Raw genomic sequence first — 25,169 nt, forward strand, 5'->3', positions numbered from 1 at the left:
ACAATCCTGCCACAATGGCCCTATTGGGGCCATGCGCAACCGCACCCCCAAGATGTTGCGTGCGGCGTCGGCGGAAAAACGGAAACATGTGCGACATCAACACTTTATCGCTCATCCGACCTGTGTTACGTTTAACCCAATTACAAAAAGGTCAGCCGAATAATCGGCGGCCAGAGGCAGACATAGGCAGGTTTACCGTGAAGGTTCGGCGCGCACAGCCGGCCCGGCTAGGGCTCATTCTATTTGCGATTTTGTGGATGGTGGTCATCGTGCCCGCCTCTGTCATGGCGGCGCCCTATGCCGCCTTTGTCATGGATGCCCGAACGGGCGAGGTCTTGCATTCGCGCAACGCCGACACGCGGCTTCACCCCGCATCCCTGACCAAGATGATGACGCTTTACGTGGTGTTTCAGGCCGTGGAACGCGGCGAGATCACCATGGACACCAAGATCAAGGTGTCGAAGAAGGCGGCCGCCGAGGTGCCCTCGAAACTTGGCCTCAAGGCCGGGTCGAGCATCAAGCTGCGCTACCTTGTGCGCGCATCTGCGGTCAAGTCCGCAAACGATGCCGCCACGGCCATTGCCGAAGGGATTTCGGGATCAGAGGCCGCCTTTGCCCGCCGGATGAACCGCACGGCCAAGTCGCTGGGCATGACGCGCACGACCTTCAAGAACGCGCATGGCCTGACCGAGAGCGGGCATATGTCCACCGCCCGCGACATGTCGATCCTGGGGCGGCACCTGCTGTATGATTATCCGCAATATTACAACCTGTTCTCGCGCACCTCGACCGATGCTGGCATCACGAGCGTGCGCAACACCAACCGGCGACTGCTGGCTGCGTATCAGGGCGCCGACGGGATCAAGACGGGCTACACCCGTGCGGCGGGCTTTAACCTTGTGTCTTCGGCGCAGCGTGGAAACGAGCGCATCATTGCAACCGTCTTTGGGGGCAAATCGACGGCCTCACGCAATGCCAAAGTGGCCGAGCTGCTGGATCTTGGCTTCCGTCGCGCGCCCAGCCGCGCACCCCTGCGCAAGCCGACCAAGCCCAACTATGTGCCCGGCGACGATGCAGTGATCATTGCGGGCAATGATGACACGCCACGCGGTGCGGGCAAGATCATTCGCCTGAGCGGGGCCGTGAAGACCAGCTATCGTCCGAAGATGCGGCCCGGAGCCGCGGCACCGGTGCTTGTGGCCGAGGCGCCCGTGGCGTCCACCGTTCTGCCCGATGACATTCAGATGGCTTTGGCCGAAGCGCAAACCAATGAAACGACCGCGGCCGTGGCCGCTGCGTCGGTGGCGGCCGCACTTGCCCCCACTGTGCGGCCCGAAGCACGCCCGACGCAGGTTGCCCTGAAACAGGAACCCGAAGTTGTCACACGTGTTTCGACGTCCGGCGGGCGCCATTGGGGTGTGAACATCGGCCGCTATCCCAGCCGGTACGCGGCCGAAAAGATACTGTTGCAAACCGCACTGGCCGAGATGTCGTCGTTGGATGGTTCCCTGCGCAAGGTTGTGCGGCGCCCCACCGGGTTTGACGCCAATTTCATGGGGATGACCCGCGACAGTGCGGATCTGGCGTGTCGGCGCCTGCAATCGCGCAACGTGACGTGTTTCATGGTGGGCCCGCAGTCCTAGGACCAGGTGATCGGATCGACGCCCAGTAGCATCGCCAGCTGGTCGTAAACGTCTGGTTCGGTCGCGCGCAGGGCATCCGGGCGTTCGAAGAACAACTCGACCACGACGGCAAAGAACTCTTCGTGGTTGGTCGCGCCGTAGGGGTCGATCACTGTGCGTCGCCTGGCATCGACATTTGTGACGTGGCGGTCGTAGGCGTCGACGATCACCTCGGCCCACGCGGCAAAGCTCTGCCCTGGCGCCATGGGTGGGGCACCGTCTGTCTGCCCCGACAGGTCGTCCAGTTGATGTGCGAATTCGTGCAGCACGACGTTCAAGCCGTCGTCGTCATTCAAGCCACCCTGCTGCACATCGCGCCAGGACAGGACCACCGGGCCGCGCGACCAGCTTTCGCCCAGCCGCACGACCTCTTCCTCGGTCACGACGTAGCCCTCCTGCCGGGTCTGTTTGGATTTGAACGCGCCGGGATAGATCAGGACGGTGGTCAGATGCTTGTACCAGGCATCAGTGCCGACGACGAGCAGGGCCGCCTGCCCCGCGATGCTGAGCGCAATCTCGTCGCTGACCTCGAGCCCGTTGCAGCCGACCAGGTCCACCTGGTTGAGGAACAGTGCGACCTTGCCCTCGAACGGGGCTTTCAACGCGGGTGGTAGTTTGCGAACCAAGGGGACCTCGCGCAGCATGATCTGCCATTCCGCATCCGTCAGGCGGGAGGCGAGCACCTCTTGTTGCCATTGCCGCTTGCGCCACGCGCGCCATATGAGCGCCGCGCTGATCAGAAGGATCAGGCCAAAGAAAAGGGTCATGCGCGCGCGGCCTTTCTGATCCAGCGGATAAAATCGCGCAGCGCCGGGCGCTGGATGCCGGGGCGGGTGACAAGGTAATACCCTGCGCCTTCGGTCATGTCCTCGTGCAGGACAACCAGTCGACCGGCAACGATGTCGGCATTGACGAAATTGCGAACCGTCACGGCCACCCCCTGCCCGTCCCGCGCGCCGTCGAGCATGAGGTTGCCCGGCACTTGGGTCACGGGCCCCCTGGCCATGTTGGCGGCCCCCCTTTGCGTCAGCCAGCGCGAGCTTTCGGTTGTCCCGATCTCTTCCAGCCATGGCAGCGCGCCCAGGTTGGCCGGGTCCGACACGTCACGCCCTGCCACAAGGTGCGGCGCGGCGACGACCACCATGGACGTCGGAACCAGCAATTCGCTGTCGAGCCCGTCCCAGCCCCCGACGCCGTAGCGGATCGACAGGTCAACGCCGCCCGGTGTCAGCGCGACGATGTCTGACGTCGGGTTGAGCATCAGGTTGATTGCGGGGTGCTTGGTCCGAAACTCCGACAGGCGCGGCATCAGCCAGGCGGCGGCAAAGCTGGGTGTGGGTGAGATGTGCAATGGGCGCGCCGCCTCTGCCCCGGTCACCAGAGCCACCGCGCGCGCGATGCTGCCGAACCCGTCGGCGCAGCCCTGGGCCAGAATCTCGCCATCTTCGGTGAGTTTCATGGCGCGGCCCGACCGGTCAAACAGGCTGACGCCCAAATGCGCCTCGAGCGCGCGCAGTTGCTGGCTGACGGCGGCATGGCTGACCGACAGCGCGTGCCCTGCGGCCACCACGCTGCCCGTATCGACGAAGGCGGCAAAGGCCCGGAGGGCGGCCAAAGGCGGAAGATCACGCCAATCCATATGTCAGTTCATCTTACACATTAGAAATCCAATTGAGTCGCATTGGGCGTCCCAACACGCAACATATAAGCATATTCCTTCTCTCCCCAAGAGGTGACACATGCTTGATATTTATGCCCAGACTTTCATGACAGCAGCCCGCCAGCGGCGCTGCGTGCGCGTCACCCTGCCCCGGACACGCTGGTGGCAGGGCAAGCGCACCAAGTGCATCGAATTGGACCGGTTATGAACGCAATCGTCAAACGCTCCACCGACACGAGCACGATCAAGTGGGGCGCGTCGGTCATCCAGATCTTCGGCTATGGGGCCACGGCCTTCGGGTTGGCGCCACTGAACATGTACCTGTTCCTGATCGGACTTATCGGTTGGCTGATCGTCGGCTGGCGCTGGAATGACATGGCGATGACGATCATCCACCTTGTGGCGCTTGCAGCCATGGTGATCGGTCTTGCCCTGGCCTGACGGGACGGTGGGCGGGGTGTCGTTGGCCCGAAGGGCTGAACGCACGTCGCCCGTCGTCAATGCGTGGCTTGCAAGAGCAGGCGCGTGTAGTCCGTCTGGGGCCGTTCGAACAGGTCATCTGCGTCGCCCTGTTCGACCACGTCGCCCTGTTTCATGACCATGACCTTGTGGCTCATGGCGCGCACGACCTTGAGGTCGTGGGAGATGAACAGGAACGCCAGACCGTATTTCTGTTGGAGCCCGCGCAGCAACTCGACGATCTGCACCTGTACCGTCATGTCGAGGGCGGAGGTCGGCTCGTCCAGCACCACCAGCTTGGGGCGCAGCACCATGGCCCGCGCAATGGCAATGCGCTGGCGCTGACCGCCAGAGAACTCGTGCGGGTAACGGTCCATCGTCATCGGGTCGAGGCCCACTTCGGCCATCACTTCGGCCACCACCTCACGCGGGTGCCGCCCATCACGGATGCCGTGCACACCCAGCCCTTCGGCGATGATCTGCATGGCGGTCATCCGCGGTGACAAAGAGCCGAAGGGGTCCTGAAACACGATCTGCATGTCCTTGCGCAGGCGCCGCAACTCCCGCACCGACCAGGCCCGGATGTCCTGCCCCATATAGACGATCCGCCCCTCGGATGAGATGAGACGCATGATGGCCAGCGCCAGCGTCGTCTTGCCAGAGCCGCTTTCGCCCACGATGCCGACGGTTTCACCCGCGTGGACCTTGATCGTGGCGTCATTGACCGCTTTCACGTGACCTACTGTCTTGCGCAGCAGGCCCGCCGTAATGGGGAACCACACTTTCAGGTGCTCCGTCTCGGCCACCAATTCGGCATCCTGCGGCACGGGCGCCGGTTGCCCCGTCGGCTCTGCGCTTAGCAGTTTCTGCGTGTAGGGATGCTGGGGGCTGTCGAAAATCTCTTTCGTCGGGCCGGTTTCAACGATCTTGCCATGCTGCATCACACACACACGGTCCGCGATGCGCCGCACGATGCCCAGATCGTGGGTGATGAACAGTAGCCCCATGCGTTCGGACTGCTTCAACTCGGCAAGTAGTTCGAGAATCTGCGCCTGGATCGTCACATCCAGCGCGGTTGTCGGCTCATCCGCGATCAGGACATCAGGCTTGTTGGCGAGCGCCATGGCGATCATCACCCGCTGGCGCTGTCCGCCCGACAGTTCGTGCGGGTAGGCGTTCAGACGGGTTTCCGCATCGCGGATGCCGACCCGGTCCAGCAATTCGAGGATGCGCGCACGCGCGTCATCCCCGGCGATACCCTGGTGCAGTGCGAGGCTTTCGCCCAATTGCTTGGCGATGGTGTGCAGCGGGTTGAGCGATGTCATCGGCTCCTGGAAGATGAACGAGATGTCGTTGCCGCGCACCTTGCGCAGCAGCGCCTCACCGGCGTCGATCATCTCCTGTCCGTCATAGGTGACGGAGCCGGTGACCTCGGCGCTGTCGCCCAGCAGTGACACGGTGGACAAGGCCGACACGGACTTGCCCGAGCCGCTTTCGCCGACGAGCGCAACCGTCTCGCCCCGGTCGACATGGAACGACACGCCCTTGACCGCTTCGGTCAATTGTCCGTCCTGCCGGAAACCGACATGCAGGTCTTTCACTTGCAAAAGTGCCATCAGGTGAAGGTCTTTCGTGGGTCGAACGCGTCGCGGATGCCTTCGAAGATGAAGATCAGCAGGCTGAGCATCACTGCGAACACTGTAAAGGCGGTAAAGGCGAGCCACGGGGCCTGCAGGTTCTGTTTCGCTTGCAGCGTCAACTCGCCCAGCGACGGGGCGGAGGATGGCAGGCCAAAGCCAAGGAAGTCGAGCACGGCGAGGGACGAAATGGTGCCGGTGATAATGAAGGGCAGCATCGTCAGCGTCGCCACCATGGCGTTGGGCAGCATGTGCCGGAACATGATCGTGAGGTTGCTGACCCCCAGCGCGCGCGCCGCACGAACATATTCGAGGTTGCGGGCGCGCAGGAATTCAGCCCGCACCACGCCGACGAGGCCCGTCCAGCCAAAGAGGATGAGCAGGAAGACGAGCAGCCAGAAACTTCGGCCCAGAATCGCGAACATGATGATGATGACGTAAAGGCTGGGTGTGGAGGACCATATCTCGATAATCCGTTGGAAGATCAGATCGGTACGTCCGCCGAAATAGCCTTGGATCGCACCTGCGAAGATGCCGACGATGGCCGATGCCCCGGTGACCACCAGAGTGAATAGGACGGACAGGCGGAACCCGTGGATCACGCGCGCCAGGACGTCGCGCTTGGTGCCATCAGTACCAAGCAGGTTTTCACCATTGGGCGGCAGTGGGGCCGCGCCAGGGCGGTCCACGGCGGTGTCGAAGCTGTAGGGAATGAGCGGCCAGATGGTCCAGCCCTTGTTGATTGCCGCGCCATCAACCTCGCCATCCTGCGCGTCAATGATCACGCCTTCGGGGTCATCGAAACATGCCTCAAGCCCGCCCGACACGATCAGGCATTCCACCTCAGGGTCGCGATAGCTCGCCTCGGTCCGGAAATCGCCACCAAAGGCGGTTTCGGGGTAGAAATTCCAGATCGGTGTAAAGAATTCACCCTGATACCGCACAAGGATCGGCTTGTCGTAGGCAATAAGTTCAGCGACCAGAGACAGGCCAAACAGGATCGAGAAGATCCAGAGAGACCAGTAGGCACGGCGGTTTTTCTTGAAGTTCCGCCACCGGCGCTGATTGAGCGGCGACAGGGAAAAGAACGGCCGCTTTGGTGCTGGAACCGCCGTGGGCGCAGGTTCCGGCTGTGCTGGCGGCTCGGTGATCGGCTCTCGCAGTGCCATCAGCCTTCCCTCCGCTCAAAGTCGATGCGCGGGTCGACCAGCACGTACATCAGGTCCGACAGGATGCCGACAAGCAGGCCAATCAGGCCGAAAATGTAGAGAGTGCCGAACACGATGGGATAATCGCGGGCGACCGCCGCCTCGAACCCCAACCGGCCCAAACCGTCGAGCGAAAAGATGGTTTCGATGATCAGCGACCCGCCAAAGAAAACCCCGATGAACACGGCAGGAAAACCGGCGATCACGATCAGCATGGCGTTGCGGAACACGTGACCGTAAAGCACGCGCCGCTCCGACAGCCCCTTGGCGCGGGCGGTCATCACGTAGAGTTTCTTGATCTCGTCCAGAAAGCTGTTTTTCGTCAGCAATGTCAGCGTTGCAAAGGCGCCAATCGTTCCGGCAAGCACGGGCAGGAAGATGTGCCAGAAGTAATCCAGCACCTTGCCGATGGCGCTCAGGTCGTCCCAATTGTCCGAGGTCAGGCCGCGCAGCGGGAAGATCTGGAAATAGCTGCCCCCAGCGAAGAGGACCAGCAGGAGGATCGCGAACAAAAAGCCGGGGATGGCGTAGCCGGCGATGATCAATCCAGAGGTCCAGGTGTCGAACGGGGTGCCGTCCTTGACCGCCTTTCGGATGCCCAGCGGGATAGATACCAGATAGGCGATGAGCGTGGACCAGAGGCCCAGCGTGATCGAGACGGGCAATTTTTCGATGATCAGGTCCACAACGCTTATAGATCGGAAGTAGCTGTCGCCGAAATCAAAGCGCGCGTAGTTCCAGACCATGTTGAGAAAGCGTTGGACGGGCGGCTTGTCAAAGCCGAATTCCGCTTTCAGTTCCTCGATGAATTCGGGCGGCAGGCCCCGTGCGCCGACATATTCGCTGTTGGATGCGGTATCGAGCTCATCGGCCCCTGCATCATTGTTGCCCCCGGCAAAGCCGCCAAAGACGTCCCCGCCCCCCTGCGCGCGGGCGATGGCCTGTTCCACCGGGCCGCCCGGCACGAATTGTGTCAGGGTGAAATTGACCAACAGGATGCCAAGCAAGGTCGGGATGACCAGGAGCAGCCTGCGCAGGATGTAGGGGCCCATTGCCTTACCTCAGCGCGCCGGAGGCCCGGAGTGCTTCGGCCTTTTCCTCATTCACCCACCAGAAGTCGAGATAGCCGAGGTTGTAGGGCGGGATGACGTCTGGGTATTCGTACATGTCGTAGTAAGCCACCCAGTGATTGGGCACATAGCCCAGCGGGACCATGAAGAACTCGTGCCGCAGGGCACGGTCCAGCGCCCGCATCGCCGCTTCTTCCTCTTCTCGTGTTTCGGCGTCCAGCGACACGTCGATCAACTTGTCAACCAATGGGCTGGCGAGCCCGGCGGGGTTGAACAGGGAAAACGCGGCATCCTCGGATCCAAAGCGTTGGCTCAGACCGGTGCCTGTGCCGATGAAGGCGGGATATTGATCATAAAGCAGATCGTAGTCCCGGTCGCGTTCGCGGGCGGTGTATTGCGAGGAATCCACCCGCTCAAGCGTGATGTCGATGCCCATCGTGGACACGTTCGACACGAAATTCTCCATGACGCCGGTGATGGTCGGCGACGCGGAACTGTTGAAGAGGAAGTTCAGCTTGAGCACTTGGCCCTCTGCGTTCCGGCGCAGGCCGTCATCGCCCACCTCCCAGCCCGCCTCGTCCAGAAGCCGCATGGCTGTGCGCAGGTTGCGACGGTCGCGCAACGTCTCGGCGTTGGACGTGTGTGGCACGCGCGCGGGCTCTGTCAGCATCTCTTCGGGGACAAGGTCCCCGAGCGATTGCAGAAGCTCAAGTTCCAGGCCCTCTGGTGCGCCTTTGGCCATGACCGGTGTGCCCTGGCTGAACGACGCGCGCTGGTCGAAGAGGCCATATTGCAGGCTCTCGTTCGTCCATTCGAAGTTGTAGCCAAGCGCCACGGCTTCGCGCACGCGGCGATCGGTGAGGAATTGTGAATTGAGGTTAAAGATGATCCCGGTTGCCGCCGGTGGGGCGCCATTGCGCAACTCTTCCTGGACCACGGCGCCGTTTTGCACCTTGGGGAAGTTGTATTGCGTGGCCCAGATGCGGCTGTCGCCCTCCGCCCGGAATGTGTATTCGCCTGCCTTGAACGCCTCGAACGCGGCGGCGCTGTCGCCAAACATCTCAACCCGCAGGCGGTCGAGATTATTGCGCCCGACGTTGAAAGGCAGGTCGTTTCCCCAATAGTCCGGATTGCGCTTCAACGTGATACGTCGTGAGATGTTGACGTCTTCGACCATGTAGGCCCCAGACCCAGGCGAGATATCAAGACGGCTTTCATTCAGCTTGGCGCCCGTTTCCTCGTACCATGCCTTGGACCAGGCGGGCACTGTGCCCACCTGTTCAATCAGCGACCGGCGCGAGATACCGTCGGTAAAATAGAATTTGATGGTGTAGTCGTCGATCACCTCGACCTTCGGAATGCGGGCGCGCACCGCATCGGCATAGGATTTGAACCCCTGATCCAACAGCAGGTTGTGGCTGAACGCGATGTCATGCGCCGTGACGGGCGTGCCGTCGGAAAACCGCGCTTCGGGCCGCATGTAGAACGTGACCCATGACTTGTCTTCGGGGTATTCCAGTCGCTCGCACAAAAGGCAGTAGTATTCCGAATAAACATCGGCTGGCGCGGCTCCGCCGCCGGGCGCCTCGCCCAGCAGGCTTTCATACATCAGGACCGAGAACAGGTGCGCCCGGCCCTGGCGCGCATATGGGTTCATCGAGTCCAACGTACCGACGAACGGGATTGCCAGTTCCCCGCCTTTCGGCGCATCCGGGTTCACGTAGTCGAAATGCGGGTAATCTGCGGGATATGTCAGATCGCCATAAAATGAATACCCATGCGATGAGATGATGTTTTCATGATCAGCGGCGCGTGCCATGCCGGACGCGGCCAAGGTGATCAAGAGCCCGAGAACCCCAAGGCCGCCCCACAACATGTGTTTGTTTCGCGCCGCTTTCACGCGGGCATGAGCGGTCGATCGCTTGAGGGTCTGTCGCATAGGTATCCTCCGTACAGGTGGCATTCAGGGCCGTCTTGTTATGGGAAGTAAGCTAAATGCGCGCGACGCCAATATGCAACTTCCGAATACGTGATTGTGATCCCCGGCATGTGAGATGTTGTAACAATCGACACAAAAAGGCCGCGAGCATGGTGCACGCGGCCTTCGGAAACGGCGATTTGAGTAACAATCAGTCGTCTATGCTGTCGAGATAGGCGATCAGGTTTGCCCGATCCTCAACATCGCGCAGGCCGTTGTAGCCCATGGACGTTCCCGGCGCCCATCCGCGCGGATTTTCGAGGAACGCGTTCAAGTTCTCGGGCGACCAGATGTCCGCCACCTCGTTCAAGGCGCCGGAATATGATCCGTACGCGGTCGATCCCACGTCGCGGCCCACAACGCCGTAGAGATGCGGACCAACCGCGTTTGCACCGTCTTCCAACTTGTGGCAGGCGCTGCACTGGCGGAAAACCCGCTGGCCGGCACCCGCGTCGGCGGCTGCAAATACATCGGCAAATGCAACCTCCACCACCTCTTCAGTCGCTTCGTCCGCGCCAGTATCAATTACATAGGCCTGATCGCCATAACCGTCGACGTGGTACAGTTCTTCCGCGGCCCACTGGCCCAGTAAAAGCACCAGCAGCGCACCACAGAGGCTGGCCGCAATCTTGGTAAAGGTCATGGTGTCGAACATTTGGCTTCCGATTCCGTGGCTTTCAGTGTTGTTCCGGCGGGTATCTACGGCTTCCCCTTGGGACTGGCAAGGTATAGAAAGCGCGACCAATCGCCCTGCCGGGTTCAAGGTGGTGGCCCGGCAGCAAAGGACCGATGATGTCGATACGGATTGCGTTCCAGGGGGATTTGGGCGCTTACGGCCATGAGGCCGTTTTGAAAGCAAGGCCGGACGCCACCCCGGTGCCCTGCCACGCATTCGAAGATGTGATCGCTGCCGTGCGCGCGCGTGATGCCGACATGGCCATGCTGCCGGTCGAAAACACGACCTATGGTCGCGTGGCCGATATTCACCGGCTGCTGCCGCAAAGCGGACTGCACATCGTGGACGAAGCATTTGTCCGGGTGCGCATCGCGCTGATGGCGATGCCGGGTCAGACGCTGGATGACATTTCGCTGGTGCGCGCCCACCCGGTGCTGATCCCGCAGGCGCGGGCCTACCTGGATGCGCACGGCATTCATGCCGAGGCCGCACCGGACAGCGCCGGGGCCGCCGCTGCCATCGCGCAGGCCGAAGAACGGGGCGTCGGTGCCCTCGCCTCCTCTGTCGCGGCAGACATCTATGGGCTGAACGTTCTTGCACAGGACATCGAGGATCAGGGCCACAACACCACCCGTTTTCTGCTCATGGCGCCCGACATGGATCTGACGCGCCGCGGCGAGACGATGATCACGACCTTTGTGTTTGAAGTGCGCAACATCCCCGCCGCGCTGTACAAGGCGATGGGTGGTTTTGCCACGAACGGGGTCAACATGACCAAGCTGGAAAGCTATATGGTCGGTGGCGCGTTCACGGCCACGCAGTTTTACGCCGACGTTGAGGGGCACCCGGATGATCCCGGTGTGGCCCGCGCGCTGGAAGAACTGGACTATTTCACCAACCGTCTGGATGTTCTTGGCGTGTATCCTGCGGCAGCGGGACGGGACTGATCTGTCACGCGCTGCGCTGCAAGCGGTCTTCGAGCCCCTTGGCGTATTCGGCCAACCGCAACTTGAAGCGCTTGTTCAGCGATGCCTTGGCCAGCTTGAGCGACTGCACAAACAGGCGGGCCGACAAGGTCAGCGGCGTCAACTCCAGCGCGAGAGCCATGCGGGTGCGGCTGCGCGACAGCGCCATAAGCTCAATGGAAAACGTGCCGGTCACACCGGCAGATTTCACATCAAAGATCATTTCATTCGGATCGTCGTAGCGGGCCATCTTCACGCTCATTTCCCGCGTGCGCCCGCGCATCTTGAAGGACACATCCCACTGCATGCCGACGCCCGGCTGCGTCAGCGGGTCGATCCGTCGGACCTCGGCACCGCGACGCATCGCTTGCCGTTCGAAACTTTCGAAGTCGTTGAGCGCTTCGAACACAGCGTCAATCGGTGCTGCCACGTCTTCCCGGCCCGAGAATTTCATGCCTGATGCCTGCTGTGATGTGTATCGGGTCGCAGTGTCACGTCAATCAAGCGTGTCCGCAAGCCAGTTCTCAAGCAAAAAATGTGCAATTGCGCCTTTCCGGGCTGGCAGGATTGTCGCGTGCTCGCCTGCGAAAATCGAAAGCATCTTTTCCCGCGTGACCCAGATTGCATCCTCGATTTCATTCGGGTCGATGGTAATGTCCTCTGTCAGCGCCGACCCGCGACAGCCAAACATGAGCGAGGCCGGGAACGGCCAGGGTTGGCTGGACAGGTATTCGACGGCGCCGACCTTGACCCCTGCCTCCTCAAACACCTCGCGGCGCACGGCGGCCTCGAGCGTTTCGCCGGGTTCGACAAAACCGGCAAGCAGGGAATACATCCCCGCCGGCCAACCGGGTGAGCGGCCCATCAGCACCGAATTGCCACGGGTGATCAGCATGATGACAACGGGATCGGTTCGGGGGAAGTGGTGCGCGCCACACGCCGGGCATGTCCGCTGCCATCCTGCCTGCGTCATCGTCGATGCGGCGCCGCATTTGGCACAGAAACCGTGCGTGTCGTGCCAGCTGAACACGGCGCGCGTCGTAGCTGCCAGCTCTGCATCGCGCGGTGACAGCCAGGTCATGACCCGGCGCAATTCGGCAAAAACCTCATCCTCCTTGCATGATGGATGGCGTTGCTCGGTCGGGTCGAGAAAGCCGCCCAACTTGGACGGATCAAGGTGGTCCGGCTCCCATTCGGACAGATCCAGAGCAAAGCGCGGACTGCCATCCTCGCGACCAAGAAAGATGGCCGTGTCGGCATTGGCGTCCGCACAGGCCGGGTGGTCCATGGGCAGGCGCATCAAAGCGGCGGGCCGGGTCCGATGGATCAACGGCTTGCCGCGCCACATCAGAATGGCGCGCGCGGACGGGTCGGCCTTGGCTCTGGCAATCGCCTCGGCAACGCCCCGCATTTCAGCAGCACGGTCCAGGTTTGATCCCCCGAAGGTGACCGTTTCCGCGTGTTTCATAGCCGCCCCTTTGGTCTTCGTCGTGGCGCTGTGCTTGGCACGGGGGGCGCGGTGACGCAATGGGCGGGCGTATGGTCCTCCGCGCCCAGGTTCCCGTATAAATCTTTTTGCTTGCACTTAACTCAACCTTAAGATGCAATACTGGTATGACGTTGCCCAGTGCCCAGCTGCGTATTGCAGCGACATCTGATGTTCACATGCACCTGACAGGGTGGGATGCGTTGCACGATGCGCCCGTAAGTGGACGGGGCATGGATCGCCTTGCCACCATCATACGCCATGAACGCGCGAGCGCGCCCGGTGGTTGGGTGCTGCTGGACAACGGTGACGCGCTGCAGGGCACACCGATGGGCGACATCTGTGTACGTCGGATCGACGCGCATCCCTGGCCTGCCGTTCTCAATGCCCTTGAGTACGATGCAGTTGGCCTGGGCAACCACGATTTCGACTTTGGCCTGCCATTCATGGATGCCGTCATGGCGCAAGTGACCTGCCCTGTCCTGTGCGCGAATGCGTTTGCTGCCGAGATGACAAGCACCACCGCTCACACGGTGCTGGAGCGCAATTTGCCGTGCTCAGATGGGCAGATCAGGCCGCTGCGCATTGGTGTGACGTCCGTGCTGCCCCCGCAAACGGGCGTCTGGAACAGGCGCTGCCTCGAGGGATCTGTGCGGTTTGAAGGGGGGGTGCAGGCGGTACGTTCTGCAGTTCACGAGTTGCGGGACGCGGGCGCGCATTTGGTGATCGTGTTGTGCCATAGCGGTTTGACGGATGGCATAGATTCCACGGGCGAGAACTTTGCCGCCGCCATCGCCTCGGATGTGCATGGCGTGGACGCGATGATCCTTGGACACACGCATTTGCGCTTTCCCGGTCCCGACCACGCAGGGTTCGCCACCGCGGATGCCTCGGGCGGGACGCTCAGCGGCGTTCCGGCAGTCATGCCCGCATATGCGGGTGTGGAGCTTGGCCTGATTGACCTTGATCTTGTTCATGACGGCGCTTGGCGTATCGCATCTCATGTCGTGCAACGCCGTGGAATCGAACGGGAAACGGCACCAGATGCACAGGTGGCGGGGATCACACAACCAGTTGTCGCTGCGACCCAGGCACACCTCAATACACCTGTTGCCCATACCTCAGAACGCCTGCACAGCTGGTTCTCTATGTTGCGCCCATCCCGCGTCGAGGCGTTGGTGGCACGTGCATTGTCTGCAACGATTGAAAGGGCGGTAGCAGATACGGACCTGGCCAACCTACCGCTGCTGGCCAGTGTCGCGCCCGCTGCGTTGGGCGGGCGTTCCGGACCGGGCAATTTTGTCGATATCCCGCCTGGGCCCTTCTGCGAACGGCATGTTTCCATGCTGTGCCCTTATCCAAACACGGTTTGGGCGGCGGTCCTGACCGGAGCGGAGATCTGGGATTGGATCGACCGAAGCCTCGTGTTTTTTGGCGATGACAACGACAAAAGCACAACCCTGGTCAATCCGGATGCCCCCGCGTTCAACTTCGACATGTTGTACGGGATCGAGGCGGAGGTGGACCCCTATACGCCTTCTGCCTTTGACGTCACCGGGCACCGCGTGCGCCGCAATGCAACGCGCGTGCGTCGCCTGTGCCACAAGGGCTGCGACGTGGATCCCCGTGCGCGCTTCGTACTTGCCATGACCAGCTACCGCGGCGCGGGGGGCGGAAACTTTCCCGGCATCGGTCCAAACACGCGCACGGTCCGCACCGATGTGGAATTGCGCGATGCCTTGCGGGCAGTGGTGTCATGCCACGATCCCTTACCGGCCGGCAGCAACGCCGCGTCCTGGCAGTTCGCTGGCACGGCGCAAAAGCGGCGGATCATTCACACCGCACCCGCTGCCGCTGACCATCTGTCTGACATTGCCGCGTTCGAGCCAAGCGCCCTTGGACTGAACGACAATGGCTTCTTGCAGGTCGAAGTGACCATATAATGCAGCACCTCTTGCACCTGCGCGGTGCGCTCTTTATATCCACTTATGAGAGGTTGGCGCGGGCAGGCGCCTCGCCAACCCGGTCAGATCCGGAAGGAAGCAGCCGTAACGAGCCCCGCTTGGGTCGTTGTCAATCTCTCACCTCAGCGTAACGTGCCACGTACGGCGCGCGTAGGCCCGGCAAGGCATCTCTGATGCGCGAGAGGGCCAGCGGCTACCCTTCAAGCAACACTGGCCAAATCGCCCTGTTCTTCCGAGAAAACGCGCCGACATGCCCGACATTGCCCAAACCATGCGTCTTGGGATCAATCACCACAGGCTCGACCCCATATACCCGCGCCAATCGCGCCGTTTGGGCGGGTGGGATCAGGTCGTCATCAGTGAATGCGTGTAGCCGGACGGTTGCATTGCTGGTCCAATCGGGTGCCGGTAACCGAGGTCCAAGATCGGCTGTGTAGAACTCCCGCGACGTGCACCATCTGCGCCATTGCCAGAACACACCAGCGGGCAAGTCTTCACCCATCCGAAGCGCTTTGCCGGGCAGATAGCCCCACAGCAGCGTCGCCAGCGGGCCAAGCGTGAACCAGAAATTCAGCGCCACCGCACGATAGGGCCATGGGTGATCGTTGTGATGAACGATACCGGAGGCCACGCCAATCACGCGCACAACATCATCCAGTTCTGGCTGGTTCGGCAGCAACATCGCGCCCAGCGAATGCCCTATGACCCAGAGCGGCGTGTCTGGCACCTCGCGCCGAATCGCCCGGCGGGCGGCCACCTGATCGCGGATCCCCCAATCCGCCATATCCGCCTGCACATTTCGCAACGGGCCCGCAAATGATCGGCCCATGCCCCGATAGTCGTAGGTCAGCACAGCCATGCCCCGTTCAGCCGCCAGCCAGCGTGCAAAGTGGGTGTAGAACGTCTGTGGCACACCGGTCGCGCTGTTCAGAACAACGGCTGCAAAGGGCCGTTGGCTTGGCCGGTACAAACGCCCAACCAACTCTGCGCCGTCTTCAGTCTTGAAGGCCAGCGACCGTTCCATCACCGGCCGTTGCACAGGGTTTGCGTCAAGCATGCGAGGGTCCTCCATCACGGCTAGACCATTCGGTCTAATTGGCACGCTGGACCAATCGGTCTATTCCTGTCAAGATCAAAGAATGACCGACCGCCCCCTGCCCACCAAGGACCGACTGATCCTGTCCGCTGCCACGCTTTTTCGCACGCGGGGCTATCACGGCGTGGGTCTTGCCGACCTTTTGGCCTATGCGAAAGCGCCCAAGGGGTCGCTTTATCACCACTTTCCGAACGGGAAATCCGACCTTGCCATGGCGGCGGCCACATGGGCCTCGGACGAGATGCTGCGCCTGATCGCCGCCAGCTTTGACGGGGCGGATACGTTCAAGGACGGGGCCACCACCCTGTGCTACAAGCTGGCCAAACTGTTCGACATTACGGGCTGGGACACGTGCCCGATTGCAGCCACCCTGTTTGAAGGGCCGGACAACGAGGACTTCCGCGCGCATGCCAACCACATCTACGAAGGATGGATCACCGAAGTGCATGACCACGCCGCCCGATTGGGACTGTCAACCGAGGACGCGCAGGCCAAGTCGGAACACCTGTTCATGCTGATCCAGGGCGGCTGGACCCTGGCCCGCGCCCGGCGCAATTCGGACGTGATCCGGCAAATGACTGACCGCCTGTGACCGGACGACTTACCGTAGCGGCGGGCTGGCAATGACAGCGGACACATTGGCAACAGGTGTGATCCTGTGGCTGATCTGACGGCAGCGGTGGACGCCGCCCGCCCTGCCCCGTACTGTCTCCAAACCGTTCCGATTCCGCGTTGAGGCCGATGTCAGAAGAGACCCAGAACTATCAGGTGTTGGCCCGCAAGTACCGGCCCGAAACCTTTGTCGACCTCGTGGGTCAGGACGCGATGGTGCGCACGCTGAAAAACGCGTTTGCGGCGGATCGGATCGCGCAAGCCTTTGTCATGACTGGGATTCGCGGGACGGGCAAGACGACCACCGCGCGGATCATCGCGAAGGGGATGAACTGCATCGGCCCAGACGGGAACGGCGGCCCAACGACCGATCCCTGTGGCGTATGCGAACATTGCACAGCCATCATGGAGGGGCGTCACGTCGATGTGCTTGAGATGGACGCCGCCTCGAACACGTCCGTCAATGACATCCGAGAGATCATCGACAGCGTGCACTACCGCGCGGCGTCGGCCCGGTACAAGATCTACATCATCGACGAGGTGCACATGCTGTCCAACAGCGCGTTCAACGCGCTGCTGAAGACGCTGGAAGAGCCACCCGCGCACGTCAAATTCATCTTTGCCACGACCGAAATCCGCAAAGTCCCCGTCACGGTCCTGTCCCGCTGCCAGCGCTTCGACCTGCGCAGGATCGAACCGGAAGTGATGATCGCCCTTCTGCGCAAGATCGCGACGGCCGAAGGGGCAGAGATTGCGGATGATGCGCTGGCCCTGATCACCCGCGCGGCGGAAGGGTCGGCGCGGGATGCAACGTCTCTGCTGGATCAGGCAATATCGCATGGTGCGGGGGAAACGACCGCAGACCAGGTGCGCGCGATGCTGGGACTGGCCGATCGGGGTCGCGTGCTGGACCTGTTCGACATGATCCTCAAGGGCGATGCCGCGGGCGCGCTGACCGAGCTTGGCGCGCAATATGCCGACGGGGCCGACCCCATGGCCGTGCTGCGCGATCTGGCGGAAATCACGCACTGGACATCCGTGGTCAAGATCACGCCCGAAGCCGCGGATGACCCCACCATATCGCCCGACGAACGCAGTCGCGGCCTGCAAATGGCCGAGGCCCTGCCGATGCGGGTGCTGACCCGGCTGTGGCAGATGCTGCTCAAGGCGCTGGACGAGGTGGCGGGCGCGCCCAACGCGATGATGGCCGCCGAGATGGCCGTGATCCGGCTGACCCATGTGGCGGACCTGCCCAGCCCGGAGGATTTGGTCAAAAAGCTGCAGAACGCAACGCCTCCGCCCGCGGCGCCCGCACCATCCGCCCCGGCGGGCGGCAGCACCGGCACGCAGGCGGTGCATCAGGCGCGGACGCGCATGGTGTCCAACCCGAATGCGGCTGGGCAAACGACCGCACTGGCTCAGGACCCGGAGAGGGCGCTGGCCCGTTACCCGACCTTTGATCATGTCATTGAACTGATCCGCGCAAACCGCGATGTGAAACTGCTGGTCGAGGTTGAGACGACCTTGCGTCTGGCCGCTTACCAGCCCGGTCGGATCGAGTTTGAGCCGACAGAGAATGCTCCGCGGGATCTGGCGCAGCGTTTGGGCGCGCGCTTGCAGACGTGGACGGGCAACCGCTGGGGTGTTTCGGTGGTGAGCGAGGGCGGCGCCAAGACCATTGCCGAAATGCGCGATGCCGCCGATCTGGAACTGAAGTCCAAGGCAGAGGCGCACCCGCTGGTCCAAGCCGTCATGGCCCAGTTCCCGAAGGCCAAGATCACCGCGATCCGCACCCCCGAAGAGATCGCACAAGAGGCGCATATCGAAGCGTTGCCGGAAGTGGATGACGAGTGGGATCCCTTTGAAGAAGACTGAGCCACGCGCCATCGTGCCGGACGACATGCGGGATCTGGTGCGCGATTGGCGCATGTCCCCTGCGCTGGTGTCCGGCGATCATGTTTTTCTGACGGGCTTCAACGGCTGCCCAGTGGACGGCCCGCCGCCTGCCGATCCGGTCGCGCAGATGCGCGTGGCCTTTGACACGGTGACCGACGTTCTGGCTGCGGATGGTCTGGACTGGAGCAGCGTGGTGGACATGACCAGTTTTCACGTGGGCCTGCGGGACCACCTTGAGGATTTCAAAGCGATCCGTGCCGAATATGTCCGACAGCCCTACCCCGCGTGGACGGCGATTGAGGTCGCCGGATTTGCCGCGGACGGCGTCATTGTCGAACTGAAAATCGTGGCCCGCCTGCCCGGACGCGCCACATGAAACGCAGCGGTGCTATTTATCTTTACAGGCTGACTTCTCTACCTTTTGCCCTGTCGCCTACCCCTGCCCTGGCCGAGGTATGCAGTACGGCGCGCTCAAACTGGGACGGCAATCCGGTCGGGATGCTTGGCGAGGCGGTTAGTCTTTTTCTGTCCCCTGCGGGCATTGCCCTTTTGCTGCTGTCGCTGATCGCGTTGCGGTTTCGGCAGCAATGGGTTGGGCTGGCGGCGGTCATCTTATGGACCGTGTTCATCACCGTGATTACCATGGCGGATCCCACCGGCCTGCGACCGGAGGCGATGGCCGAAGGTTGTATCGGCCAGCCCACCTTGTTCATCGTGGCTGTCGCTGCGATATGTGTGGGGATTGTTCTTTATACCAAGCCGCGAACGGGCGGCGCAGATGGATCGGAGAGGTAGATGCTCAAGGGACTTGGCGGGCTCGGCGATATGGCCGGGATGATGAAAAAAGCCCAGGAAATGCAGACCAAAATGGCCGAGATGCAGGATGAGCTGCACAATGTCACGGTCACGGGCGAAAGTGGTGCGGGGCTGGTCAAGGCCACGGCGACAGCCAAGGGCGAGTTGACCGCGCTCGACATTGATCCGTCGATCTTCAATGGCGATGACAAGGAAGTGGTCGAGGACCTGATCCTTGCCGCGATCAAGGACGCGCAGGCCAAGGCACAGGAACGTGCGCAGGAAGAGATGAGCAAGCTGACCGAAGGGCTGGGCCTGCCACCGGGAATGAAGCTGCCGTTCTGAGGCTGCTCAGATTGCTGACTGATCGAAGGGTTGGGCTGGCTGGGTCTTGTCCTCTTCCTGCTGAATCCGTCCGTAGCGCTCGCGCAGCTGGCGCCGCAAGCCAAGCAGGAAAGCAAGGAAAATCAAGTAGATGGTGAAAGTCAGGCTGAGCCTGACCACCCCTTCCTGAAATGTCAGGGCGCGGCCGCCCTGCCCTGTGTTCCGCCCTTTGCCTTGCTCTGCACCCGCCGCATCTTCGCCTGATGTGGCCGCATTTGCAGCGCCGGAACAGGCCGCGTCCGCTGCGCTGGCAAGGCGGGTGACGTCGCTGCGCACGCCATCTTCGACCCGGACGCCACGCCCGTCGGCGAGCGCTTGGGCCACGGTCAGAATGGTTTGGGCCGCGCGTGCGTCGCGGCGCGTTGCGTCTTCTTGCAATGCGCTCAGAACTGCGGCCGTGTCCAGTTGGCCGAGGCTGCGTCGCAGTGCGCCACGGTGATGTACGGACACTTCCCCGCCGACGTTCAGAACGGTCAGGAGGGTGGCGTTAATGGTGCGCAAGCTGCTGGGATAAACGCAGGCGAGCGCCGGGCTTGCCACTAGAAAAACGCATAGAAACAACGGGATACTCCACCTGACGACGCGCATGGTCACCTGCCTTTGATCAACGACTGGCCGCACCCTAGCGTCCGTATGGTTGAGAAGTGATGAACCCAAACAGACCCTTTTTGTTCTGCCGAAAGCGCAATAGGATCAACGAGATGAGCAGTACCCGCGATATAGACAACCTGATCGAAATGATGGCGAAGCTGCCGGGGCTTGGGCCGCGGTCCGCGCGCCGTGCCGTGCTGCACTTGATCCGCAAGCGTGCGCTGCTGCTGACCCCGCTGGCCGACGCGATGCAAACCGTGGCGGTCACGGCGCGCGAATGCCTGAATTGCGGCAATGTGGGCACCAGTGACATCTGCGACATCTGCTCGTCAGAAAAGCGTGCCAATTCAGAGCTTTGCGTGGTGGAGGATGTCGCCGATCTGTGGGCGATGGAACGGGCTGGCGTGTTCAAGGGGCGCTATCATGTGCTGGGTGGAACCCTGTCGGCCCTAGACGCCATCGGCCCGGACGAGCTGCGAATCCCACGCCTGATTGACCGGGTGCAGACAGAGAATATCAACGAGGTCATCCTGGCCCTGAACGCCACCATCGACGGGCAGACAACGGCGCATTACATCGCCGATCAGCTGGACGGTCAGGTCAAGTTGACGTCGCTGGCGCAGGGTGTGCCCATCGGGGGCGAGTTGGATTATCTGGACGACGGGACGATCACGGCGGCGCTGCGGGCGCGCAAGGCGTTGTGATGTCTTGAGCCGCCTCGCGGTGGGCTTGGGGTGGGCAGGATTGGCCAAACTGCACATTTTCGAGGGTAGACTGCGCATTGTGACCCCTTCAAAACGGGCCAAAATCGAGGGTTTTCCACAGAGCGTGATGTTTGGGCCTGAAACTGCGTATTTTGGGTGTCCCGGAACCGTTAAGGTCTTGTGCACACATGCCCGCCGTTAAGGTTTGCGTGGGTGCGTTTGCTGTTTGGTAAGTTGCAAAGCATCTAACCGCCAAAAAAGCTGCGAAACCCGTCGATGGCGGCGTGCAGCCCGTCGTCGGTGACATCCTTGTGCAGCACCAACCGAGTGGTTCCGGTGGCCCCGGTCAGTTGCACGCCGTGGGCGGCCATGTGCTGAGGCAGGTCTGCGGTCACGCCGCCGGGCGGGGTGAAGAAGATCATGTTGGTTGCGTGCTGCACATCGCCGTACTCACGCAACACATCCGCCAGTGCCGTGGCGCGCGTGTGGTCGTCGCACAGACGCGAGATGTTCTGGTCGAGCGCATACAGGCCTGCCGCGGCCAGAACACCGGCCTGCCGCATCCCGCCCCCCAGCATCTTGCGCCAGCGGCGGGCACGCGCGATCAGATCGCGGGGACCTACCAGAACGGATCCGACCGGCGTGCCAAGCCCTTTGGACAGGCAGATCGAAATGCTGTCGAACATGTCCGCCAATGCCCTTTCCGGGCAGTTCAGCGCGGCCACTGCGTTGAAATAGCGCGCGCCGTCCAGATGGACGGCGAGGCCCGCGTCGCGTCCGGCCTGCACCGCGTCGCCCAAACGGGTGAGCGGGATCGCCATGCCGTTGTGGGTGTTTTCCAGGCCCAGAAGCCGGGTGACAGGCATGTGCGGGTCGTCGTCCTTGACCGCTGCCGCGATCGCTTTCGCCTCAAGGGCGCCGTCATCGGCCACGTCCAGCGGTTCGAACGCGATACCACCCAAAACGGAGGCGCCTTTGGCCTCATACTTGTGAATGTGGTAGGCGCGGCCCGTGACGATCTCTTCGCCCCGCGCGCAATGGGCGAGCAGGCCCACGAAATTGCTTTGCGTGCCTGAGGAAAGGAACAGCCCCGCGTCCTTACCCAGCCGTTCGGCGAGTGTGGATTCGAGCCGGTTGACCGTGGGATCATCGCCAAAGACGTCATCGCCGACCTCGGCCTCGGCCATGGCCTTGCGCATGGCAGCGTCCGGGCGCGTGACGGTGTCGCTGCGCAGGTCGCAGATGATCTGCGCGGTTGGTTTGGTCGACATGGCAGCATATTGGTTCATCGCGGGTCCCTCAGCCTGGTTCGGGATCACCCTATGCTCGCGACATGTGGTGTTCAATCCGTTCCACGCAGGGCCGCGAGATAGCTGTCTGTCCACCATGCGATATCTTCGGTCATCACGTTGTCGCGCAGTTTGGCGTGCCGCGCTTTGCGTTCGTCCAGTGGCATGGTGAGGGCCGTGGCGACCGCCTCTCCCACTTCAGCCGCGTCGTATGGATTGACCATGACGGCGTCGGTCAACTGTTCGGCCGCGCCTGCGAAGTGGGACAGGATCAGTACGCCGGGGTCTTCGGGGTCCTGGGCGGCGACGAATTCCTTGGCCACCAGGTTCATGCCGTCGGCCAGCGGTGTGACCATTGCCACGTCTGCGCGGCGGTAGACGCTGGCCAGCGTGTCGCGGTCGATGGAGCGGCGAATGTAACGGATGGGGGTCCAGTCGAGTTCGGCATGGGCGCCGTTGATCATGCCCGCCGCCTGTTCAAGCTCGGTGCGGATGTCCTTGTAGGCGTCCACATCCTCGCGGGAGGGCGGTGCGATTTGCAGGAGCGTCGCCTTGGGGCTGTCGTCGCTGCGCGCGTCGAGGAAGGTTGCGAACCCTTCAAAGCGGTGGACGAGCCCCTTGGAGTAATCGAGCCGGTCGACGCCCAGCACAAGCTTTTGGCCCGGCGACATGGCCAGCGGCACGATATCGGCCCTAGCCTTGGCCAGCGCCGCGAAGTCATGCGCGTCTATCCCAATGGGGAAGTGGCGCGGGGCCACGCCGTTGTCGAGCGTGACCATGCGCCCCTGGGTGTCAAAGATCGCGTCGGGGTCGTCGCGGTAGTGCGCCATCACACGGGCAACATCGCCCTGGGTCTGGACGCCGAAGACGTCGTAAGCAGCCACCCAATCCTTGAGGTCATTGGCCTGTGGCAGCGCCAGAATGTCGGAGACCACCGGGAACGGAATGTGCAGGAAGAAACCGATGCGGGCGGTCACGCCCCTGTCCCGCAAGAGCGCCGCCAGCGGCAGGAAGTGGTAGTCGTGGATCCACAATAGGTCGTCCGGTTTGGCGAATTCGGCCAACATGTCGGCCAGCCGCGTGTTCACGGCCATGTAGCGGTCGGCGTAGTCCGGTTGCACCTGCACAAGGTCAGCGCGTCGGTGAAAGAGCGGCCAGAGCACGGAATTGGCGTAGCCGAGGTAATAGCCTTCGTGTTCCGCCTCCGAGATGTCGAAGACCATGCGGGTGTAGGCCCCTTGCGCGATTTCGCGCAGTTCAGGTGCCGGGTCTTTGACCGGCGTGCCGCTGGTGCCGATCCACACGCCGCCTTGGGTGGTTAGGCAGTCATGCAGGGCCACGACCAGCCCGCCGGACGGTTCCGCCTCGGTCGGGATGCGGTTGGATACGACGATCAGGCGGGGGGACATCTATCTCTCCTTTGGCCCTAGGGCCAGTGTTTCAAAAGCCTATGGACAGCAAGTGTATCCGGCAAGCGGTGCCGGGCATTGGTATCGCCTGTGCCCACCTTGATCCCGAGACCGCCCTGTTTTTGGGCCCATGCCATGGCCGGTTCATCGGTGGTGTCGTCGCCGATCATCACGGGGGTGCGTCCGGCGTAAGGCTCTAACGCCATCACGTCGGCCATCGCCAGATCCTTGCCGACGCCGCGCGGCCGCATCTCGATCGCCATCTTGGCGGGGTGCGCTTCGAAGTCGGTATGGGTCTGGCTGAGATCGGCGGTGAAGGTTTCGACCCTGTCTTGCAGGTCGGGCTGGGCGCGGTAGTGCAGGACGAGGCCGGTTGGCTTTTCCTCCAGCAGGATGGACGGCGTTGTGCCGGCAAAGGCGCTGGCCGCGTCGCGGAGCATGGCGAGACTGTCAGGGGCCACGTCCACGCGGGGCTGAACCGTGCCGCCCTGCCGCCATTCCGCCCCGTGCCCGCCGACAATCAGGCCGGAGAAGTCGGGCAGCCAATGGGCCAGATCACCCGCAGCGCGGCCCGAGATCAGAACCAGCGCACCGCCTGCCCGGCCCTGCAGATCCGTGAGGAGGGCGGGCAGAGTGTCCGGTATGTGAATGCTGTCGGGGGTCGGGGCGAGATCGACGAGCGTGCCGTCGAAGTCCAAAAAAATTGCCGCCTCTGTGCAAGGCGGCAATTTGGGCATGTCTGTTGTTGTAGCGTCCATGACGCTGCAACGCGGCAGAACCGGAAAAGTTCCCGGCGTTAGGGCTGTTCGTCTTCGTCGTCGCCACCGCCCTTGGGCAGGTTGAACAAGCTGTCGGCGTCCACGAGGGTGCTTTCGTCTTCCTTGTCGTCGTCATCATCGGCGAGCGAGAAGGTTTCCAGCCCTTCGATGGCGGTCGGGATCTTCGGCTCGGCCTCCATGCCCAGCGACTGTTCGGTGCTGACCAGCTTGCGGCGTTCGTCGTCGGACATGACCGACCCTTCGGCGGCTTTCTTGGCGGCGGCCTTCTGCACGGCGGCGTCCAGCTCGGACTGCTTGGTCAGGCCCAAGGCCACGGGGTCCACCGGCTGGATGTTGGAGATATTCCAGTGCGTGCGCTCGCGAATCGACTGGATCGTCGGCTTGGTCGTGCCCACCAGTTTCGAGATCTGGCCGTCGGTCAGCTCAGGATGGAATTTCACCAGCCAGTAGATGGCCGCCGGGCGATCCTGCCGCTTGGACAGAGGAGTATACCGCGGGCCGCGGCGTTTTTCTTCACCCACAGCGGCAGCGTTGAATTTCAGCGTCAGCTTGTGCAGCGGGCTTTTTTCGGCCGCGTCGATTTCGTCCTGGGTAAGCTGGTTGTTGGCAATGGGATCAAAGCCCTTGACCCCTGCGGCCACGTCGCCATCGGCGATGCCCTGCACTTCCAATTCGTGCATGCCAACAAAGTCCGCGATCTGCTTGAAGCTGATCGTCGTGTTGTCCACCAGCCAGACGGCGGTGGCCTTGGCCATGATCGGTTTTGCCATTGTCACATGCTCCTATGCATAACTGTCCCGTCGCCTGAAATGGGCTGCCTTGGGTCTCA

General features: G+C 62.3%; 26 protein-coding genes and 1 other RNA gene. 12 read left to right on the top strand and 15 right to left on the bottom strand.

Annotated features, from left to right (window positions below):
* The first annotated feature begins 197 nt into the window (after positions 1-197).
* Positions 198-1,643: a D-alanyl-D-alanine carboxypeptidase family protein gene (locus tag BWR18_RS14235; RefSeq protein WP_076629135.1), complete on the top strand. Its 1,446-nt coding sequence runs from the start codon at positions 198-200 to the stop codon at positions 1,641-1,643.
* On the opposite strand, the gene BWR18_RS14240 is transcribed toward BWR18_RS14235, so the two are convergent.
* Together BWR18_RS14240 and BWR18_RS14245 are read right to left on the bottom strand one after the other, a co-directional pair.
* Complete coding sequence (locus tag BWR18_RS14240) at positions 1,640-2,449, bottom strand: zinc-dependent peptidase (RefSeq protein ID WP_076629136.1); 810 nt, start codon at positions 2,447-2,449, stop codon at positions 1,640-1,642. The two genes, BWR18_RS14235 and BWR18_RS14240, sit on opposite strands and share 4 nt — an antisense overlap.
* Positions 2,446-3,321, bottom strand: coding sequence for a LysR family transcriptional regulator (locus tag BWR18_RS14245; protein WP_076629137.1), 876 nt, complete (start codon positions 3,319-3,321; stop codon positions 2,446-2,448). The genes BWR18_RS14240 and BWR18_RS14245 overlap by 4 nt, the downstream gene beginning before the upstream one ends.
* A 100-nt stretch (positions 3,322-3,421) precedes the next feature.
* Here BWR18_RS14245 and BWR18_RS22290 point away from each other — a divergent pair, with 100 nt between their 5' ends.
* Together BWR18_RS22290 and BWR18_RS14250 are read left to right on the top strand one after the other, a co-directional pair.
* A complete protein-coding gene (locus tag BWR18_RS22290; protein WP_302622823.1) occupies positions 3,422-3,550 on the top strand; it encodes a hypothetical protein in 129 nt (42 codons plus the stop codon).
* Positions 3,547-3,783 (top strand): DUF6552 family protein, encoded by a 237-nt coding sequence (locus BWR18_RS14250; RefSeq protein WP_076629138.1) that lies wholly within the window; start codon positions 3,547-3,549, stop codon positions 3,781-3,783. Before BWR18_RS22290 ends, BWR18_RS14250 begins: the two co-directional genes overlap by 4 nt.
* A 56-nt stretch (positions 3,784-3,839) precedes the next feature.
* Here BWR18_RS14250 and BWR18_RS14255 read toward each other — a convergent pair whose 3' ends face one another.
* The 5 genes from BWR18_RS14255 to BWR18_RS14275 form a co-directional block, all read right to left on the bottom strand.
* Positions 3,840-5,417: an ABC transporter ATP-binding protein gene (locus BWR18_RS14255; protein ID WP_076629139.1), complete on the bottom strand. Its 1,578-nt coding sequence runs from the start codon at positions 5,415-5,417 to the stop codon at positions 3,840-3,842.
* Positions 5,417-6,607: an ABC transporter permease gene (locus BWR18_RS14260; RefSeq protein WP_083957714.1), complete on the bottom strand. Its 1,191-nt coding sequence runs from the start codon at positions 6,605-6,607 to the stop codon at positions 5,417-5,419. Before BWR18_RS14260 ends, BWR18_RS14255 begins: the two co-directional genes overlap by 1 nt.
* Complete coding sequence (locus tag BWR18_RS14265) at positions 6,607-7,698, bottom strand: microcin C ABC transporter permease YejB (protein ID WP_076629140.1); 1,092 nt, start codon at positions 7,696-7,698, stop codon at positions 6,607-6,609. The genes BWR18_RS14260 and BWR18_RS14265 overlap by 1 nt, the downstream gene beginning before the upstream one ends.
* 4 nt (positions 7,699-7,702) lie before the next feature.
* Positions 7,703-9,592 (bottom strand): extracellular solute-binding protein, encoded by a 1,890-nt coding sequence (locus BWR18_RS14270; protein ID WP_438873650.1) that lies wholly within the window; start codon positions 9,590-9,592, stop codon positions 7,703-7,705.
* A gap of 253 nt (positions 9,593-9,845) precedes the next feature.
* A complete protein-coding gene (locus BWR18_RS14275) occupies positions 9,846-10,349 on the bottom strand; it encodes a c-type cytochrome (RefSeq protein ID WP_076629142.1) in 504 nt (167 codons plus the stop codon).
* A 137-nt stretch (positions 10,350-10,486) separates the two neighbouring features.
* Here BWR18_RS14275 and BWR18_RS14280 point away from each other — a divergent pair, with 137 nt between their 5' ends.
* Complete coding sequence (locus BWR18_RS14280) at positions 10,487-11,317, top strand: prephenate dehydratase (protein ID WP_076630327.1); 831 nt, start codon at positions 10,487-10,489, stop codon at positions 11,315-11,317.
* A gap of 4 nt (positions 11,318-11,321) precedes the next feature.
* Here BWR18_RS14280 and BWR18_RS14285 read toward each other — a convergent pair whose 3' ends face one another.
* On the bottom strand, positions 11,322-11,789 hold the full coding sequence (locus BWR18_RS14285; protein WP_076629143.1) for an SRPBCC family protein: 468 nt from the start codon (positions 11,787-11,789) through the stop codon (positions 11,322-11,324).
* Positions 11,790-11,831: 42 nt separating this feature from the next.
* Positions 11,832-12,803: an NAD(+) diphosphatase gene (gene nudC / locus BWR18_RS14290; RefSeq protein WP_076629144.1), complete on the bottom strand. Its 972-nt coding sequence runs from the start codon at positions 12,801-12,803 to the stop codon at positions 11,832-11,834.
* A 146-nt stretch (positions 12,804-12,949) separates the two neighbouring features.
* Here nudC and BWR18_RS14295 point away from each other — a divergent pair, with 146 nt between their 5' ends.
* Positions 12,950-14,764, top strand: coding sequence for a 5'-nucleotidase C-terminal domain-containing protein (locus BWR18_RS14295; RefSeq protein ID WP_076629145.1), 1,815 nt, complete (start codon positions 12,950-12,952; stop codon positions 14,762-14,764).
* 46 nt (positions 14,765-14,810) lie between these two features.
* An RNA gene (ffs, locus tag BWR18_RS14300) (signal recognition particle sRNA small type) lies at positions 14,811-14,908 on the top strand.
* A 70-nt stretch (positions 14,909-14,978) separates the two neighbouring features.
* On the opposite strand, the gene BWR18_RS14305 is transcribed toward ffs, so the two are convergent.
* A complete protein-coding gene (locus BWR18_RS14305) occupies positions 14,979-15,842 on the bottom strand; it encodes an alpha/beta hydrolase family protein (RefSeq protein ID WP_076630328.1) in 864 nt (287 codons plus the stop codon).
* 82 nt (positions 15,843-15,924) lie between these two features.
* On the opposite strand from BWR18_RS14305, the gene BWR18_RS14310 reads away from it, so the two are divergent.
* From BWR18_RS14310 to BWR18_RS14330, 5 genes are all read left to right on the top strand, one after another.
* On the top strand, positions 15,925-16,473 hold the full coding sequence (locus BWR18_RS14310) for a TetR/AcrR family transcriptional regulator (protein WP_076629146.1): 549 nt from the start codon (positions 15,925-15,927) through the stop codon (positions 16,471-16,473).
* Between the two features lie 149 nt (positions 16,474-16,622).
* Positions 16,623-18,368, top strand: coding sequence for a DNA polymerase III subunit gamma/tau (locus tag BWR18_RS14315; protein ID WP_076629147.1), 1,746 nt, complete (start codon positions 16,623-16,625; stop codon positions 18,366-18,368).
* Positions 18,355-18,765: a RidA family protein gene (locus BWR18_RS14320; RefSeq protein WP_254684867.1), complete on the top strand. Its 411-nt coding sequence runs from the start codon at positions 18,355-18,357 to the stop codon at positions 18,763-18,765. Before BWR18_RS14315 ends, BWR18_RS14320 begins: the two co-directional genes overlap by 14 nt.
* On the top strand, positions 18,762-19,184 hold the full coding sequence (locus BWR18_RS14325) for a hypothetical protein (protein ID WP_157598784.1): 423 nt from the start codon (positions 18,762-18,764) through the stop codon (positions 19,182-19,184). Before BWR18_RS14320 ends, BWR18_RS14325 begins: the two co-directional genes overlap by 4 nt.
* The gene (locus tag BWR18_RS14330) at positions 19,185-19,529 is read left to right on the top strand and encodes a YbaB/EbfC family nucleoid-associated protein (RefSeq protein WP_076629150.1); all 345 of its coding nucleotides are present in this window, start codon (positions 19,185-19,187) and stop codon (positions 19,527-19,529) included.
* A gap of 6 nt (positions 19,530-19,535) precedes the next feature.
* Here BWR18_RS14330 and BWR18_RS14335 read toward each other — a convergent pair whose 3' ends face one another.
* A complete protein-coding gene (locus BWR18_RS14335) occupies positions 19,536-20,069 on the bottom strand; it encodes a hypothetical protein (protein WP_157598786.1) in 534 nt (177 codons plus the stop codon).
* A gap of 200 nt (positions 20,070-20,269) precedes the next feature.
* Here BWR18_RS14335 and recR point away from each other — a divergent pair, with 200 nt between their 5' ends.
* On the top strand, positions 20,270-20,863 hold the full coding sequence (gene recR / locus BWR18_RS14340; protein WP_076629152.1) for a recombination mediator RecR: 594 nt from the start codon (positions 20,270-20,272) through the stop codon (positions 20,861-20,863).
* Positions 20,864-21,108: 245 nt separating this feature from the next.
* Here the strand turns inward: recR and ltaE are convergent, their stop codons facing one another.
* From ltaE to BWR18_RS14360, 4 genes are all read right to left on the bottom strand, one after another.
* A complete protein-coding gene (ltaE, locus tag BWR18_RS14345) occupies positions 21,109-22,152 on the bottom strand; it encodes a low-specificity L-threonine aldolase (protein WP_076630329.1) in 1,044 nt (347 codons plus the stop codon).
* A gap of 53 nt (positions 22,153-22,205) precedes the next feature.
* Entirely contained in the window at positions 22,206-23,561 is a 1,356-nt protein-coding gene (locus tag BWR18_RS14350) for an alpha,alpha-trehalose-phosphate synthase (UDP-forming) (RefSeq protein ID WP_076629153.1), read from the bottom strand.
* 17 nt (positions 23,562-23,578) lie between these two features.
* Positions 23,579-24,259, bottom strand: coding sequence for a trehalose-phosphatase (gene otsB / locus BWR18_RS14355; RefSeq protein ID WP_172839392.1), 681 nt, complete (start codon positions 24,257-24,259; stop codon positions 23,579-23,581).
* Positions 24,260-24,357: 98 nt separating this feature from the next.
* Entirely contained in the window at positions 24,358-25,110 is a 753-nt protein-coding gene (locus tag BWR18_RS14360; protein ID WP_076629154.1) for a DUF1013 domain-containing protein, read from the bottom strand.
* Positions 25,111-25,169 lie beyond the last annotated feature (59 nt).

Source organism: Tateyamaria omphalii (genome assembly GCF_001969365.1).
Taxonomy (GTDB): Bacteria; Pseudomonadota; Alphaproteobacteria; order Rhodobacterales; family Rhodobacteraceae; genus Tateyamaria; species Tateyamaria omphalii_A.

Coding starts and splice junctions, on each gene's coding strand:
- BWR18_RS14265 (WP_076629140.1), bottom strand. CDS start 7,698: ATGGGCCCCTACATCCTGCGCAGGCTGCTCCTGGTCATCCCGACCTTG.
- BWR18_RS14240 (WP_076629136.1), bottom strand. CDS start 2,449: ATGACCCTTTTCTTTGGCCTGATCCTTCTGATCAGCGCGGCGCTCATA.
- BWR18_RS14285 (WP_076629143.1), bottom strand. CDS start 11,789: ATGAAATTCTCGGGCCGGGAAGACGTGGCAGCACCGATTGACGCTGTG.
- BWR18_RS14250 (WP_076629138.1), top strand. CDS start 3,547: ATGAACGCAATCGTCAAACGCTCCACCGACACGAGCACGATCAAGTGG.
- BWR18_RS14330 (WP_076629150.1), top strand. CDS start 19,185: ATGCTCAAGGGACTTGGCGGGCTCGGCGATATGGCCGGGATGATGAAA.
- BWR18_RS14350 (WP_076629153.1), bottom strand. CDS start 23,561: ATGTCCCCCCGCCTGATCGTCGTATCCAACCGCATCCCGACCGAGGCG.
- nudC (WP_076629144.1), bottom strand. CDS start 12,803: ATGAAACACGCGGAAACGGTCACCTTCGGGGGATCAAACCTGGACCGT.
- BWR18_RS14275 (WP_076629142.1), bottom strand. CDS start 10,349: ATGTTCGACACCATGACCTTTACCAAGATTGCGGCCAGCCTCTGTGGT.
- BWR18_RS14310 (WP_076629146.1), top strand. CDS start 15,925: ATGACCGACCGCCCCCTGCCCACCAAGGACCGACTGATCCTGTCCGCT.
- BWR18_RS14260 (WP_083957714.1), bottom strand. CDS start 6,607: ATGGCACTGCGAGAGCCGATCACCGAGCCGCCAGCACAGCCGGAACCT.
- BWR18_RS14255 (WP_076629139.1), bottom strand. CDS start 5,417: ATGGCACTTTTGCAAGTGAAAGACCTGCATGTCGGTTTCCGGCAGGAC.
- BWR18_RS14315 (WP_076629147.1), top strand. CDS start 16,623: ATGTCAGAAGAGACCCAGAACTATCAGGTGTTGGCCCGCAAGTACCGG.
- BWR18_RS14295 (WP_076629145.1), top strand. CDS start 12,950: ATGACGTTGCCCAGTGCCCAGCTGCGTATTGCAGCGACATCTGATGTT.
- BWR18_RS14270 (WP_438873650.1), bottom strand. CDS start 9,592: ATGTTGTGGGGCGGCCTTGGGGTTCTCGGGCTCTTGATCACCTTGGCC.
- ltaE (WP_076630329.1), bottom strand. CDS start 22,152: ATGAACCAATATGCTGCCATGTCGACCAAACCAACCGCGCAGATCATC.
- BWR18_RS14325 (WP_157598784.1), top strand. CDS start 18,762: ATGAAACGCAGCGGTGCTATTTATCTTTACAGGCTGACTTCTCTACCT.
- BWR18_RS14280 (WP_076630327.1), top strand. CDS start 10,487: ATGTCGATACGGATTGCGTTCCAGGGGGATTTGGGCGCTTACGGCCAT.
- BWR18_RS22290 (WP_302622823.1), top strand. CDS start 3,422: ATGCTTGATATTTATGCCCAGACTTTCATGACAGCAGCCCGCCAGCGG.
- BWR18_RS14245 (WP_076629137.1), bottom strand. CDS start 3,321: ATGGATTGGCGTGATCTTCCGCCTTTGGCCGCCCTCCGGGCCTTTGCC.
- BWR18_RS14305 (WP_076630328.1), bottom strand. CDS start 15,842: ATGCTTGACGCAAACCCTGTGCAACGGCCGGTGATGGAACGGTCGCTG.
- BWR18_RS14360 (WP_076629154.1), bottom strand. CDS start 25,110: ATGGCAAAACCGATCATGGCCAAGGCCACCGCCGTCTGGCTGGTGGAC.
- recR (WP_076629152.1), top strand. CDS start 20,270: ATGAGCAGTACCCGCGATATAGACAACCTGATCGAAATGATGGCGAAG.